The sequence below is a fragment of the Prosthecobacter sp. genome (assembly GCF_046154365.1).
Lineage (GTDB): Bacteria > Verrucomicrobiota > Verrucomicrobiia > Verrucomicrobiales > Verrucomicrobiaceae > Prosthecobacter.
In genome coordinates, this window is record NZ_JBJXFV010000102.1 from 44,961 (window position 1) to 59,819 (window position 14,859).

At 61.0% G+C, this 14,859-nt stretch carries 13 protein-coding genes; 9 read left to right on the top strand and 4 right to left on the bottom strand.

Annotated features, from left to right (window positions below; translation table 11 throughout):
• Positions 1-24: 24 nt before the first annotated feature.
• From ACKVY0_RS13280 to ACKVY0_RS13320, 9 genes are all read left to right on the top strand, one after another.
• Complete coding sequence (locus tag ACKVY0_RS13280; protein WP_409215304.1) at positions 25-2,115, top strand: alpha-galactosidase; 2,091 nt, start codon at positions 25-27, stop codon at positions 2,113-2,115.
• 8 nt (positions 2,116-2,123) lie between these two features.
• Entirely contained in the window at positions 2,124-2,315 is a 192-nt protein-coding gene (locus ACKVY0_RS13285; protein WP_409215305.1) for a hypothetical protein, read from the top strand.
• Positions 2,302-6,186, top strand: coding sequence for a DUF1592 domain-containing protein (locus ACKVY0_RS13290; protein WP_409215306.1), 3,885 nt, complete (start codon positions 2,302-2,304; stop codon positions 6,184-6,186). Before ACKVY0_RS13285 ends, ACKVY0_RS13290 begins: the two co-directional genes overlap by 14 nt.
• Before the next feature lie 37 nt (positions 6,187-6,223).
• Complete coding sequence (locus ACKVY0_RS13295) at positions 6,224-6,466, top strand: type II toxin-antitoxin system Phd/YefM family antitoxin (RefSeq protein ID WP_409215307.1); 243 nt, start codon at positions 6,224-6,226, stop codon at positions 6,464-6,466.
• The gene (locus ACKVY0_RS13300) at positions 6,463-6,849 is read left to right on the top strand and encodes a type II toxin-antitoxin system VapC family toxin (RefSeq protein ID WP_409215308.1); all 387 of its coding nucleotides are present in this window, start codon (positions 6,463-6,465) and stop codon (positions 6,847-6,849) included. Before ACKVY0_RS13295 ends, ACKVY0_RS13300 begins: the two co-directional genes overlap by 4 nt.
• A 20-nt stretch (positions 6,850-6,869) precedes the next feature.
• Positions 6,870-8,174: a DUF1552 domain-containing protein gene (locus ACKVY0_RS13305; RefSeq protein ID WP_409215309.1), complete on the top strand. Its 1,305-nt coding sequence runs from the start codon at positions 6,870-6,872 to the stop codon at positions 8,172-8,174.
• A gap of 186 nt (positions 8,175-8,360) precedes the next feature.
• The gene (gene tal, locus ACKVY0_RS13310) at positions 8,361-9,329 is read left to right on the top strand and encodes a transaldolase (RefSeq protein ID WP_409215310.1); all 969 of its coding nucleotides are present in this window, start codon (positions 8,361-8,363) and stop codon (positions 9,327-9,329) included.
• A gap of 32 nt (positions 9,330-9,361) precedes the next feature.
• The gene (locus ACKVY0_RS13315) at positions 9,362-10,597 is read left to right on the top strand and encodes a hypothetical protein (protein WP_409215311.1); all 1,236 of its coding nucleotides are present in this window, start codon (positions 9,362-9,364) and stop codon (positions 10,595-10,597) included.
• Positions 10,598-10,677: 80 nt separating this feature from the next.
• Positions 10,678-12,318: an alkaline phosphatase gene (locus ACKVY0_RS13320; protein ID WP_409215312.1), complete on the top strand. Its 1,641-nt coding sequence runs from the start codon at positions 10,678-10,680 to the stop codon at positions 12,316-12,318.
• Positions 12,319-12,383: 65 nt separating this feature from the next.
• Here the strand turns inward: ACKVY0_RS13320 and ACKVY0_RS13325 are convergent, their stop codons facing one another.
• From ACKVY0_RS13325 to ACKVY0_RS13340, 4 genes are read right to left on the bottom strand one after another with little or no spacing between them, the layout of a single operon-like run.
• On the bottom strand, positions 12,384-12,755 hold the full coding sequence (locus ACKVY0_RS13325; protein ID WP_409215313.1) for a Spx/MgsR family RNA polymerase-binding regulatory protein: 372 nt from the start codon (positions 12,753-12,755) through the stop codon (positions 12,384-12,386).
• Positions 12,752-13,642 carry a methylenetetrahydrofolate reductase [NAD(P)H] gene (metF, locus tag ACKVY0_RS13330; protein WP_409215314.1) on the bottom strand — a complete coding sequence of 297 codons (891 nt, stop codon included), beginning with the start codon at positions 13,640-13,642 and terminating at the stop codon, positions 12,752-12,754. Before metF ends, ACKVY0_RS13325 begins: the two co-directional genes overlap by 4 nt.
• A 34-nt stretch (positions 13,643-13,676) precedes the next feature.
• Positions 13,677-14,204, bottom strand: a complete 528-nt coding sequence (locus ACKVY0_RS13335; protein WP_409215315.1) for a tetratricopeptide repeat protein — start codon at positions 14,202-14,204, stop codon at positions 13,677-13,679.
• A 9-nt stretch (positions 14,205-14,213) separates the two neighbouring features.
• The gene (locus tag ACKVY0_RS13340) at positions 14,214-14,543 is read right to left on the bottom strand and encodes a cupin domain-containing protein (RefSeq protein WP_409215316.1); all 330 of its coding nucleotides are present in this window, start codon (positions 14,541-14,543) and stop codon (positions 14,214-14,216) included.
• Positions 14,544-14,859 lie beyond the last annotated feature (316 nt).

Consider the following 14,859-nt stretch of genomic DNA (forward strand, 5'->3'; position numbering starts at 1 on the left):
GACAAAAAGATTGTAGACACAAAGATGAAGAGCAGAAGCCTCTTTATCTGTCTCCACTCTTTTTGTCGCGTTGTTTTCATCGCGCTGCTGCTCGCGTCGCTCAGCGCACTCACGCTGCATGCGGCGGTGCCGACATCGGAGGAAAACGCTGCCGCTGCGCAATGGGCGCAGAGCCATGTTTTCGCGGAGCAGGCGAAGTTGCCGTTCAGCTTCACGCTCGGCGGAAAATCATCGGATGAGTTGCTGCGTGATTGGAAGCGAACCGATGCAACGCGCGAACTCGGTGCCCAGCGACGAGAGCACACACGCTCATCGATGGATGCGACTACGGGTCTTCAAGTGCGGCTTGTCGCGACTGAGTATTCGGGCTTTCCCATCGTTGAGTGGACCGTTTGGATCAAAAACACAGGCAAGGTCGACTCTCCGCTCTTTGAGAACATCCAAGGTCTCGATAGCACCTTCGCAGCAAATCCGAAAGACGCGCTTTCACTGCATGGCATTCGCGGTGACACCTGCGTGGCCGAGAGTTTTCAGCCTTGGACGCGCGCACTGAAAACAGGCGCGCGTCATGTGTTCTCCCCGCCAGTCAAAGGCGGCTACGCCTCTGGAAAATCCAGTGATGGCCCGGATGGCTGGCCTTACTGGAATCTGCAACAACCCGGCGGCGGCATGATTCTCGCCGTCGGCTGGCCGGGGCAGTGGGAGGCGAAATTTGAGCGCAGTGAAGACGGTTCATTGCATGTAAGGGCTGGGCAGCAACTCACGCATCTCGTGTTGAAGCCGGGCGAAGAGATTCGCACGCCGTCCACCACGCTTTTATTTTGGCAAGGTGACGATCTCGTGCGTGCGCAGAACCTCTGGCGCTCCTGGTATCTGGCGCATGTGCTCCCACGCATCGGCGGCGTGCCGCAGCCGCCCACCACCCAGATTCAAGTGGGCGGCTCACTAGCCACATGGCCCGGTGTGCAGGCGTATCTCGATGCGGGCATCAAGCCGGACATCCTCTGGCGCGATGCAGGTTCGGATTCGAAAAGCACTTGGTATCCCAGCGTCGGACCGCGCAAGACTGAGTGGCTTAATACAGGCACCTGGGAACCCGATCCCGCCAGGTATCCGCAGGGCTTCCGACCGTTCAGCGACAAGGCGCGCGCGAACGGCATGCAGTTCCTGCTGTGGTTCGAGCCAGAGCGTGTCGGTGATCCCGGCTCATGGATCGGCAAGAACCATCCCGATTGGCTCCTGCCCGGCAACAGTGCCGGCGACGTGCTCAACCTCGGTAACCCGGATGCCTTGAAGTGGCTTATCGACCACATCGACGGCATGGTGAAATCGCAGGGCCTCGACTGGTATCGCGAAGACCTCAACGGCGACGGTTACGGCACAGCTTGGCGCAAGGCAGACGCGCCTGACCGGCAGGGTATCACTGAGAACCTCCATGTGCAGGGACATCTCGCCTTTTGGGATGAACTGCGCCGCCGCAACCCGAACCTGCATCTCGATTCCTGCGCCTCAGGTGGACGCCGCAACGACTTGGAAACCATGCGCCGCGCGGTGCCGCTGTTGCGCAGTGATTGGTCAGTCGTCGATCTGCGAGAAAAGCTCCTGCAAATCGAAGGCAACCAGACACAGACTTATGGTCTTTCCTCGTGGCTGCCCTGGCAGGGCGCAGGTGTGCCGTTCTTCAAGGATAGTTATGCCGTGCGCAGCTATTATATCACCGGCTTCGGCATGGTCACCCCCGCTTGGACCAAGACGCCGGAATCCATCGCCGCAGTTCAGAAAGGCTACACCGAGTGCCGCCACATCGCCCCGCTCATGCTCGGCGACTACTTCCCGCTCACACCCCACAGCCTCGACACGACTTCATGGATCGCGTGGCAGTTCCATCGCGCCGATTTGAACGAAGGAGTCGTGCAAGTCTTCCGCCGTCCCGAAGCCGAGAGTGACACGCTCACCGTCAAACTTCACAGTCTTGTTCCGCAGCAACGTTATGAGATCGAAAACCTCGACGGCGGCAAGGAAGTCCGCACCGGCGCTGAACTCATGCGCGGCCACGCCATCACGCTCCGCGAGAAACCCGGCGCCGCCGTGCACGTGCTAAAAGCCCTCAAGTGATTGATTCCATGAGACCCATCCTTGCCATCCTGCTGCTCGCGTCGCTCCCTGGGCTGCACGCCGCCATCTTCCTCGCCGCACCCGAGAACAACTTCACCACCGGCCATATCCTCGTCGTCGATGGGGGTTGGATCGCTAGTTGCCACTGCGATTTTGATTCTCTCTCATCCTTCACCACTCAACACCATGACTGCGATTAAGATCCACGGCATGCCGGCCGCAGGCGGACTTTTGTTCATCAGTGTCTCATTTTTTACCGCGCATCTTTTTGCCGATCAAAAGCAGGTCTTCGAGCAATCGATCCTGCCTTTGCTGAAGGAATCTTGCCTCAACTGCCACTCGACCGCGAAGCAGAAGGGCGATCTCGATCTCGAAAAATCGGACATCCACAAGGAGCCGCACATCTGGGAGAACGTGCTCGACCAGATCGCGATGGGCGAGATGCCGCCGAAGAAGGAGAAACCGCTCGCGCCCGATGAGAAAAAGCAGCTCGTTGGCTGGGTGCGCGAAACGCTGGATCAAATCGCGCTCGCCAGCGCGGGTGATCCGGGGCCGGTGGTGCTGCGGCGGTTGTCGAACATGGAGTACACTTACACGATTCGTGATCTCACCGGCGTGGCATCGCTTGATCCGGCGAAGGAGTTTCCGGTCGATGGCGCAGCGGGCGAAGGCTTCACCAATGCAAGCGCTGCGCTGGTGATGTCGCCTGCCTTGCTCACGAAATACCTCGATGCTGCGAAGGAGATCGCGAATCACGCGGTGCTGACACCGCGAGGCATCCATTTCTCGGCGGGCAACTCCTCGCGTGACTGGACGGACGAGACGCTGGCGAAGATTCGCGCGATCTACTTGCGGCACACGGCTATCGCCGAGGGAACTCAAACCACGCTGCAAGGAATCAAACTCGACACCGGCACAGGCAGCGGCCGTCTGCCGCTCGCTCGTTACCTTGATGCATTGCAGGGCCGTGCGAAGAGCGATGGATTGAGCGACAAGTATCTTCGCATTTTGCGCGACGCACTCACGAGCACGCAGCCGTCGGTTCTGCTCGACCCGCTTCGTGCGAAATTCCGCGCGAAGAAGCTCAAGGCGACCGACATCGAGCCGTGGCAGCAGGTTTTGTGGCGCTTCACCAGTGTGGGGCACATCGGCAAAGTTAACGGCCCGAAGGCCTGGCAGGAGCCGGTGACGCCACTGGTGTCGCAGCATGAGATGCGCGTGAAATTGACGGGAGAAAAAGATGTGACGCTCTATCTCACCACTCGCGATGCGGGCGATGGTGCGGAGCACGATGCGGTGATCTGGGAGAATCCACGCCTCGTGGCTGCTGGCAGGCCGGATTTGCCGATCAGCGATCTCCCGGCGCTCGTGAAGCATTTGGAGGAGCAGCGCCGCAAAATCATGGCGAGCACGGAGACCTGTCTCGCGGCCATCGCGGCCGGGAAAGACGATGTCGATGCCGATTTGATCGCCGCATGGCGCGAATACCTCGGCTATGGCACGACGAAGCTCGAACCACTGCTCACGAAGAAACTGCTGAGCACGCCGGACTATAATTTCATCAAAGGCTGGACTGGCGAGCAGGCATTGAGCGTGCTGGCAAACTCCTCCGGCGCCAACGTGCGCACGCCGGGCCTCATGAAGGCGCACAGCATCGCCACGCATCCCTCGCCGAAGCTTGCGTCGGTCATCGCGTGGCGCAGTCCGGCGGCGGGCACACTGCGCATCCGTGGCGATGTGGCCGACGCGCATCCCGAGTGCGGCAACGGCGTGACCTGGGTGCTCGAAGTGCGCCGTGGCAACACGAGCGAGACGCTCGCCAGCGGTGTGACCACTGGTGCGAAGTTGCTGCCAATGGGGCCGTTTGAAAACGTGCGCGTGATGAGCGGCGATGTCGTCGCGCTCGTCATCGGTCCGCGCGATGGGAATCACGTCTGCGATCTCACCGCGATCAATCTGACGCTGCACGATGGCAAGACGACGTGGGATCTCGCGAAAGACGTGTCGCCAAACATCCTCGCGGGCAATCCACACGGCGCGTGGCATTTCCTCAGCCAGCCTGCAACGATCGACACCGCGCCTGATCTGCCCGCGCCGATGGTCGAGTGGCGCAAGACACCGACGCCGGCGCTCGCTGCGAAAGTGCGGCAGCATTTGGAACGTGATTTCCCGCTGAACAGCCCGCTGCTGCGCGCCCACCTCAAAAATCAGACGGATCCGTCCATTCCGACCGATCTAAAGGCCAAAGCGCCTTCCGTGATCGAGGTGAAAATCCCCGCCGTGCTCGCCAAAGGCATGGAGTTCGTCGTCACAGGCAAACTCAGCGCAGATGAAGGTAGCGTGCAGATGCAGGTGCTCACCACCAATCCAGCAACGCTCAAAGGCATCGCCGCAGGCAAGGCCGAGTCCGCCCTGACCACCGGTCAGTGGAGCGACAACAACCTGCGCACGCAGCACAGCGCCCCAATCATCGTGAATGACAACAGCGCCGCACGTCGGCGATTTGAGGCGGCTTTCGACGACTTCCGCGCTCTGTTTCCCATCGCGCTCTGCTACACGAAAATCGTGCCGGTCGATGAAGTGGTCACGCTGACGCTGTTTCATCGCGAAGACGACCAACTCAAGCGTCTGATGCTCGACGCGGCCCAAATCGCCGAGATCGACCGCCTGTGGGATGAACTGCGTTTCGTCAGCGAATCGCCGCTGAAGCAGGTGGATGTGTTCGAGCAGCTATATCAGTTCGCCACACAAGACGCGAAGCCCAGCGCCTTCGAACCGATGCGCCAGCCGATCATGAAGGCCGCCGATGCCTTCAAGAAGCTGCTCGTCGATGTCGAGCCGCAGCAGGTGCAGGCCGCGCTCGATTTCGCCACGCAGGCCTGGCGTCGCCCGCTGAGCGCTGCCGAGCAGAACGAACTGCGCGCGTTGTATCAAAAGCTGCGCCAGCAAGAACTGCCTCACGCCGCCGCCGTTCGCATATTGATCGCGCGCGTGCTCGTTGCTCCGGCTTTCCTGTATCGCGGCGAAAAAGCCGCACCAGGCCCGAAAGCAGCGCCAGTGAACGATACGGAACTCGCCACGCGCTTGAGCTACTTCCTCTGGTCATCTGCACCCGATGAGGAACTCCGCGCGCTCGCCGTCTCCGGTAAACTTCACGACTCACTCGTCGCTCAAGCGCAGCGCATGTTGAAGAGCGACAAGATCCGCCGCCTCGCCACCGAGTTCGGCTGCCAGTGGCTGCATGTGCGCGATGTCGCGACGCTCGACGAAAAAAGCGAGCGCCACTTCCCGACGTTCCTCGGTCTGCGAAGCGACATGCAGGAAGAAGTGGAGCGTTTCTTTGTCGATCTTTTCCAAAACAACCGCAGCGTCCTCACGCTGCTCGATGCCGATCACACGTTCGTAAATGACGCGCTTGCGACCCACTACGGCATTGCAAATCTGAAATCCGAAATCCGAAATCCGAAATCAGATGATTGGCAGCGCATCGACTATCTCCGCTCCAAAGGCCGCGGCGGCATCCTCGGCTTCGCGGCGACGCTTTCCAAGCAAGCCGGAGCCTCGCGCACCAGCCCCATTCTGCGCGGCACATGGCTGAGCGAAGTCATCCTCGGCGACAAACTGCCCATTCCACCAAAAGGCGTGCCCGTATTGCCCGAAGAAGCTCCAGCAGGCCTCACTGAACGCCAACTCACCGAGCGCCACACCCGCGACGAAAACTGCGCGGGTTGCCATAAACGCATCGACCCCTTCGGCTACGCCCTCGAAGGCTTCGACGCCATCGGTCGCGCCCGCCAAGCCGATACGAAGACCATTTTACCCGATGGCACTCAAGTCGATGGCCTCACCGACCTCCGCACTTATCTGCTCACTACGCGTCGCGACGACTTCCTCCGCCAATTTTCCCGCAAACTCCTCGGTTACGCCCTCGGCCGCAGCGTGCAGCTTTCCGACAAGCCACTGATCGAAACGATGGTGAAGAGCGATCATCGTATCGCCACGCTCATCGACTTGATCGTGCGCAGCCCGCAGTTCCGCGAAGTGCGCGGGAAAGATTACAGCATGGACTAAGTTGACTAACTTTGGTGCAAACGGTATTTTCGCGCCCATGACCACGATCACCACCCACGAAGCCAAGACGCATCTCTCCCGCTACCTTGCGGAGGTCGAGAAGGGCCAGGAGTTCATCATTGCACGTGGCAAATCGGACGTTGCCATGCTGGTGCCGATGAAGAAGCCGAAGCAAAAGCCACGTCCGAAAGTGGGCGATTGCTTGGGGCCGGTCATTGAGATTCCAGAATCCGCTTTTGCACCACTCACCGAAGAAGAACTCAAGGAGTGGGGTCTATGAATGTTCTGCTCGATACCTGTACCTTTATTTGGCTCGCGATGCCGCAGGGAAAACTCTCTGCGGCGGCAACCCAGATCATCAACGACCCCGCCAACCGGCTTTACTTGAGTGATGTGAGTGTTTGGGAAGTATGCCTGAAGCACTCGGTTGGAAAACTCGATCTTCCAGATACACCAAGGACCTGGGTGCCCCAACAAATGAAGTTTTTTCAGGTCGAAAGTCTCCACCTCGATCAAGATTCGATCTACCGCAGCGGAGAACTCCCAAAAGTTCATCCCGATCCGTTTGATCGATTGCTAGCCGCACAAGCCATTGAGTCTGGCATGACCGTCCTTTCGCCAGATACGCCGCTTTCCTCGCTAGGCGCATCGCGAATTTGGTAAAACTCCACCCGCGAAAAAGCATGAACACCCACCATTACTCACGTCGAGCCTTCCTGCGCGGGACAGGTGTCAGCATGGCCTTGCCGTGGCTGGAATCCTTCAATGTCTGGGGCGATGAACCGAAGCGTAACAAACCTGCGAGTGAAGCGCCGGTGCGGCTGGCGGTGCTGTTCTCGGGCAATGGGTTTCATTCCAAGGAGTGGTGGGCGAAGGGCGAGGGGAAGGCGATGGAGCTGGGCAGGGTGCTCGCGCCGTTGAATGACTTCCGCGAGAAGCTGTTGTTCGTGCGCGGCTTGTATCACGAGGAGGCGCGGAAGGGGAACATCCACAGCTCGCAGACGGGAAATCTGCTGTCGGGTGCGCCGATTGCGTCGGGCGGCGAGATTCGTTCGGGCACGAGCTTCGATCAGATGCTGGCGCAGACGTATGGGCGCTCGACCAAGGTGCCAAGCCTCGTGCTCGGTTGTGAGCGCTCGAATCCGTCGGTGCATAAAAATTACTCGATGCTCTACTCGTCGCACATCTCGTGGTCTTCGCCGACGACACCGACGCCGCTGGAGCTTTACCCGGCGCTGGCGTTTGACCGCCTCTTTAAAGATGAAGTCACACCGGGTGACAAGAGCGTGCTCGATGCGGTGCTGGCCGATGCGCAGGACTTGCGCCGTGGTATCAGCAGCAGTGATCAGCGCAAGCTCGACGAGTATCTCGACAGCGTGCGCGAGGTGGAGAAGCGCATCGAAAACGCCGGCAAGCGAGGCGAGTTGCAAGGCTGGCGACCCACTCTCGACAAGCCGAACATCAAACGCCCCGCCGACGGCATCCCGCAGGACATCGGCGAGCACATGCGCATCATGTGCGACCTCCTCGTGCTCGGTTTCCAGACCGACACCACGCGCATCACCACGCTCAAACTGAACAACGACCACAGTTCCTTGCGCTTCCCGAATCTCGGGGTGGATTACATGATTCACCACCTGCTCTCGCACAGCGACACGGCGGACTGGCTCAAAGTGAACCAGTTCTTTCTCCAGCAAGTCGCCTACATCGCGCGCAAGCTCGACGCCATCCAGGAAGGTCCGCGCACTCTGCTCGACAACACGATGCTCATGTACTGCTCTTCGATGCTCACTGGCAACCACGACGCCTCGCAGTTGCCTGTCGTCATGCTCGGTGGGGCAGGGGGGCGCATCAAAGGTGGACGCGTGCTCGACTACAAGGGCAAGCCCGAGCGCCAGATGTGCCGGCTGTACCTCTCCATGATGGACAAGATGAATGTCCGGCTTCCGAAATTTGGCGATGCGGCGAAAGCGCTGGAAGAGGTGTAATCCCCATTGCCGTATTACCGGGGGCTGATCCCGCGTCTCACCAAGTCCGACCGGGTGATCATCTTCCTCCACCGGACCTTCTCCGTCCGAAACCCGTTTTCCGAATAACTTGATTAAAGCGTTGCCTGCAGCTTGCTCTTTGGCACATTGGCCCGGAGAATTTGCGGCAACACACAGACAGAATTTATGAGCAACAACACCCTGAACCAGCTCGAACAGCTCCGTTACATCACCACCGTTGTCGCCGACACGGGCGATTTCGCGACGCTCAAGGAATACACCCCGCGCGATGCCACCACCAATCCTTCGCTCATCCTCAAGGCCGCGCTGATGCCCGAATACCAGCACCTGGTGGCCAAGGCCATCGCCGACAACCGCTCGACGGCGCTCTCCGGCCCCGCGCTGGTCGCGCAGGTGGTGGATTGTCTGCTCGTCCTCTTTGGCCAGGAAATTTTGAAGATCGTTCCCGGTCGCGTCTCGACCGAGACGGACGCGAACCTCTCCTTCGACACGGCGGCGCTGGTCGCCAAGGGCCGCAAGTTCATCGCGCTTTACGAAAAAGCCGGCTTCGGACGCGAGCGGATCCTCATCAAGATCGCCACCACCTGGGAGGGCATCAAGGCCGCCGAGCAATTGCAGAAGGAAGGCATCAACTGCAACCTCACCCTTCTTTTCTCGCTCGCCCAGGCCGTCGCCTGTGCTGACGCGAAGGTGACGCTCATTTCACCGTTCGTCGGACGAATCCTCGACTGGCACAAGCGGAACGCCGGGCGGGACTTCACGGCCACCGAGGATCCAGGCGTGATTTCGGTGAAGGCGATCTACGCCTACTACAAGAAATTCGGCCACTCCACCGAGGTGATGGGCGCGAGCTTCCGCAACATCGGTGAAATCCAGCAACTGGCCGGCTGCGACCTGCTCACGATCAGCCCCGCGCTGCTCGGCGAATTGAAGAAAACCGTGGCCCCGCTGGAGCGCAAGCTCAGCCCAGAGATCGCCGCCGCCAGCGATATTCAGAAGCTGGTCATCGACGAGAAAAGATTCCGCTGGCTCTTCAACGAGGACGCCATGGCCACGGAAAAGACCGCCGAAGGCATCCGCCTGTTTAACGCCGACGCGGTCAAACTCGAGAAGTTTATTGCGGAGAAGCTTTAGGCGGCCGGGGGCCGCGTTTACGCTATCGCTGGATGAAAATTTCCAAGTCCACGACCACGCTGCTGCTCCTGAACCTGGTCTGGATGGGAGCGGTGGCTTATCTGGTCAAGCGATTGGCGGATGCGCAGAACGCCGCCGCTCCAGTCCCGGCCGCATCCGTCCCGGCCGCTCCCGAGGTGAGGGTCGAAAAGCGCATCGTAACGGTCACGCGCACGAACGATTTTCACTGGAGCCAGTTGGAGTCGGAGGATTACCGCGCCTACATCGAGCGGCTGCGCTCCATCGGTTGCCCGGAGCAGACGATCCGTGACATCATCATCGCCGACGTGGACAAGCTGCTGGCGCCTCGCTTGCGGGCCGCGGCGCCGGGCCGGAAGGATCTGGCCTACTGGCAGTCGGAGGAGAAGGAATTGTGGAGCAGTCTTGACCAGCGGGAATCGCACCGCCAGCAGCAGGCCATCGATTTCGAGAAGCGGAATGTGATCCAGCAGTTGATGGGTGTCGATCTGGTCGCCGAGCGGCAAAAGGTGTTGGGTCAGGAAGATTATTACGGGAAGCGGCTGGATTTTCTTCCGGACGGGAAACGCAGCCGTGTCCGCATCGCCGTGGAGAAGGCGGCCGGGGAGGAACTGGCGGTGCGCCAGAAGGTGTGGGAGGAGGGGGAGGCGTTGACCGCCGGGGACCAGGCGCAATTGCGGCAAATCCAGAAGCAGCGGGATGCGGAAATCGCCGCCACGCTCTCCCCGGAGGAGTTCAGGCAATACGAGTTGCGGATGTCGCCCACGGCCTACTCGGTGCGCGATTCTCTCTTCGGCATGAACGCGACCGAGGAGGAGTTTCTAGAGATCTTCAAACTACGAAAAGGTTTCGACGACGTCTGGGGCCAGGGCGAACCGGAAGATCCGGCGGCGCAGGAAAAGTGGGCTCAGTCCGGCGAGGCGTTGCAGGCGGCGATCCGTGCGAAACTGGGCGAGGCGCGCGCCGCGGAGTACGTGCGTGCACAGGACGCGGACTATCGCGGATTGTGCGTGGCGGCGGCGCGTTTTCAACTGCCTGCGAGCAAGGCGCTGGAGGTTTATGATTACAAGCGACAGGTGCAGGAACAGCGGGTCGCGTTGGCTTCCAATCCAACCCTGACCCTGGCGCAGAAGACGGCGGCCTTGCAGGCCATGGGCGACGAGACGGAGCAGGCGGTGCGGGAGGCCATGGGCGAACGGGCCTTTCGCTACTATCAGCGTCAAGGGCTGGGCGGCTGGATGCGGAAATAGACCCGCGGCACAGGCTGAAACGGCAGGAGGGATGGATTTGTTGTTTACCCCGGCAAGCCCCCGTGCTTAATTCCCCGACCATGATTAGCCGCCGCAGTTTTTTCAAGGGTTCCGCCGTGGTCTCCGCGGCTGCCGGCTTTCCCCATCTTGCGCGGTCTGCGGATGTGCTCCACGCCATTGCCGGCCAGAAGCCGCGTCATATTATTCATCTCGTTGCTGACGGGATGAGCATGGGCACGCTCACCCTGGCGGACGCATTTTCACGCCTGACCCGCAAGCGCGGGCTGACGTGGATGGAGCTGTACAAGAATCCCGCCGCCGTTCAGGCGCTGATGAACATGCGCTCGCTCAACTCGCTGGTGACGGATTCCTCGGCGGCATCGTCGAGCTGGGGCAGCGGCTCGCGGGTGCTCAACGGCGTGATCAACCAGCTTCCCGGCAAAAAGAATCTCAAGACGCTATACGAGCTGTTCGCCGACATCGGCTGGAAGCGCGGGCTGGTCACCACCACTGAGATCACCCACGCCACACCGGCCGGGTTCGCGGCCAACGTGGACAATCGCGACACCGGCACGGCCATTGCCGTGCAGTACCTGGAACGCAAGGTCGATGTCCTGCTCGGTGGCGGCAAAATCTTCTTCGATCCCGCCAAACGGAAGGACAAGCGCGACCTGAAAAAGGATTATCTCGCCGCCGGCTACGTGGTGATGGAGACGCTGGATCAACTGAAGGCGGCCCCGAACGACCAGCGCTGGCTGGGCACCTTTGCCTCGAGCCATCTGCCCTACACGATCGATCATCTCGCCAGCCGGAAGCTCATCGCCACGGTTCCCACGCTGGCCGTGATGACGCGCGCCGCGCTCGACTGGTTGGGCAGGGAAAATCACTTTATCCTCCAGGTGGAGGGCGGACTGGTGGACCACGCCTGTCACAACTGCGACGCTGCCTCGGCGTTGCACGACATGATCGCGTTCGACGACGCGCTTGAGGTCTGTCTGGAATTTCAGAAAAAAAATCCCGACACCCTCATTACGGTCACCACCGACCATGGCAACGGCAACATGGCCTTGAATGGCGCAGGCACTCTTTACTGCGACAGCTCCAAGCATTTTGCCAACGTGGCGAAGGTAAAATGCTCGTTCCCGGAAATCATCAAGCACCTGAAAAAGACCAACGTGGCCGTGGACCCGGGTGCCGATCCCCTCAATGCCGACGAGGGTGGTGATGTCGCCAAGCTGGGCGCGGCCAATCAATTCACCGATGAACCACCGGTGGGCGCCAAGCCTCCGCCCAAACCCGTCGAGCCGCCCAAGCCGAAGGAGCAGATTCCGACCTACAAGGAAATCATGCAGATCATCCCGGAGCTGACCGGTTGTAAAGTTTCGCAGCGCCGCTCGGAGTGGCTGATCCCGTTTCTGAGCAATAAGGGGCACGCAATGTACGAGATCATGAACAATGAAATGGTGCAGTTGGGCCAGTTGCTCGCGAATTATTACGGCATCGGTTGGACGGGCAACGCGCACACGGCTGACTACGTGCCGCTGATCGCGCTGGGGCCGGGCGCGGAATTGTTCCGGGGCTTTGTGGAGAACGTGGACGTGTTCCGTCACTACACCTCCCTGGCAGGGATTGACTTCAAAAATCCAACGGTGCCTCTCACCGCCCAGGTCGGTCGGGAAGCCGGGGACGTGGAGAACACCGCTGCCTACGCACTGGCGTGATGCCCCGGTGCGCCCGGCTCAACCGGCGGGCTGGCGGGCGTTGCCGAAAAATCTGCCGCTGAAGATCAGGTGGCGGGCCGGTCCTGACAGAACTTTTCCCACTCGTCTTCCTTGAAGCCCATCAGCCCTCCTCGTTCGGACAAGGCAAACGGACGTTTTACCAGATTGCCGTTGCTGGCGAGCAGGGCTACCGCTTCAGCGGGGGTGAGTTTCGGCAGCCTGTCTTTCAAGTTTTGCGCCTTGTAATCCAGACCGGAAGTGTTGAACAGCCGGCGAAGTTCTCCGCCGTAGATTGCCAGCATGCGCTGCAACTCGGGCCGGGTCGGCGGCGTTTCGCGGATCGGCACGGCGGTGAAGGGGATGTCGCGCGATTGCAGAAACTTGATCGCGTTGCGGCAGGTGCCGCATTTCTCGTAAACGTAAACCTTCAGCTTCACGAGGCCAGGCCGAGGTTTTTTACGATCGCCGTGGTCGAGTGCGGCTTGTTCAACGTGTAGAAATGAATGCCGGGCGTGCCGTTCTTCAGCAGGTCGGCGCACTGGGCCGTGGCGTAGTCGATGCCGTAGGCGGTGGCCGCCTCGTCGTTGTCACCCAGCGCGTCAAGTTTTGCCAGGAGTGGAGCGGGCAGCTTGGAGCCGCAGAGCGCGGTGAACCGTTTGATCTGCGAGGAGGACATGATCGGAATGATGCCCGGGCAGATCGGCACGGTGACGCCGAGCCGGGTGAGAAAATCGCGGAACCGGTAGAAGTCGGCATTGTCGAAGAACAGTTGCGTGAGCACGAAGTCCGCTCCGGCGTCGATCTTCTCCTTCAGCCTCCGCCAGTCCACCTCGCGGCCTTCCTTGCAGGCGATGTGGCCCTCGGGAAAACCGGCCGTGCCCACGGAGAATCCGCCCAGTTCCTTGAGAAACGCCACCAGTTCGCGCGAGAACTCGAAGCCGCCCGGCGTCTTCTGAAATTCGCCGTTGCCGCCGGGCGGATCGCCGCGCAGCGCGAGAATGTTTTTGATGCCGAGCGCGCGGGCCTGTTCGACCACGGCGCGCAATTCCTCCTTGGTGGCGTTGACGCAGGTGAGGTGCGACATGGCCGTGAGGCCGTGTTCACGCTGGATCCGGTCCACGATCATCAGCGTCTTGTCCCGGGTGCTGCCGCCCGCGCCGTAGGTGACGGAGCAGTAGTCCGGCTTGAGACGAAGCAGGGCGGGGATGGTTTTTTCCAGGAGATTGCGGTCGCCTTCGTCCGTCTTCGGCGGAAAAAACTCGAAGGAAATCACCGGCTGGTTGGCGGCCTTTTTTGCGGCGTGAATGTCGCGAATAAGCTTCATTGGGCGGCGATAGTGCGGAGAACACGAGCCGAGTTCAAGCCCCCACGTTGCCTTCGGCGGCGAAGATCCGGATCCGGTCGCGCAACGGCAGCAAATCCGGGTCGTCGAGCGCCATTTGGAGAACGCGTGGTTTCTCCCCCCGGACGGTGGCGCGGCGCAGCCATTCCCACGCCGCATCCGGCTGCTGCAACTGGCAGGTGTAGCAGGCCAGGTTGTAGGCGATGAGCCAGTCCTCCGGAAACCGGTCGGCGGCGGATCGCAACAAATCAAATGCGGTCTGCAATCCACCGCCCGCCACCCGGCGCAGCGCATAGGACTGATGCAGCCATCCGGCGGCCTGGTCAGGCGCGGCCCGCGTGAGGGCCTGGGCGACCGGCAACGCCGCCGCCCAGTCCTTCATCTCGGAATGAACCGACCAGCGCATTTCCAGGACGGCCGGATGTCCCAGCAAGTCGGGGGAAATCTTTTCCAGCTCCGTCAGCGCATCGGATGGACAGCCCAGTTCCAGCCAGCCGAGGGCGGCGGCGAGATGATGGCTGTCCGGTGGTTGCAGGAGCGGCACGGCGAAAAATTACGCGATGGTCAGCGGCCCGTCGAACACCGTCAGGCTGATCACTTCCGACTTTGCGAAGTGCGGCCCGTGACGCTCGCCGCGCGGCGCGTGGAAGAACGCGCCGGTGGTGTAGGTCGTGCCGGCCTCCTCCCATTCGCCGCTCAGGATGTAAACCGATTCGGCCGCCAGGGGGTGGGTGTGCGCCGGCACGGTGACGCCGGCGTGAAATTTGCGGAGCACGGTGACGCCGCCGGTGGTTTCGTTTTTGTGGAGCACAAGCAGCTCGACTCCGGGATAGGGGCCGGGCTGCCAGGATTTGTTTTGCGCGAGCGCGGTGTATTGGAACATGGATGCATCCAAGTCGGATTCAGGAAATTTGCAAGCGCGGACTCGGGGAGCCCGCCGGCCGGGGCAGCACTATGCCGGCACGATGCAGTTGAAAGGAGCGACGGAAGCCAGACCGCGACGCTGGCGCGGAGGCGCGCGGCATTTATGCCGCTTCACCGTGCAACACTGTTTGGTGTTCGGTCCTCGTGGACCAAGCGAACCGTGAAGCGGCGTGGACGCCGCGCTCCCACCGCGTTCGCCTCGTCTTCAATCGCATCGTTCCGGCACGGAGCCTGTCTGAAAAAGGAGCGCGGCGGTGTCGAAGACCAGCCGCCGC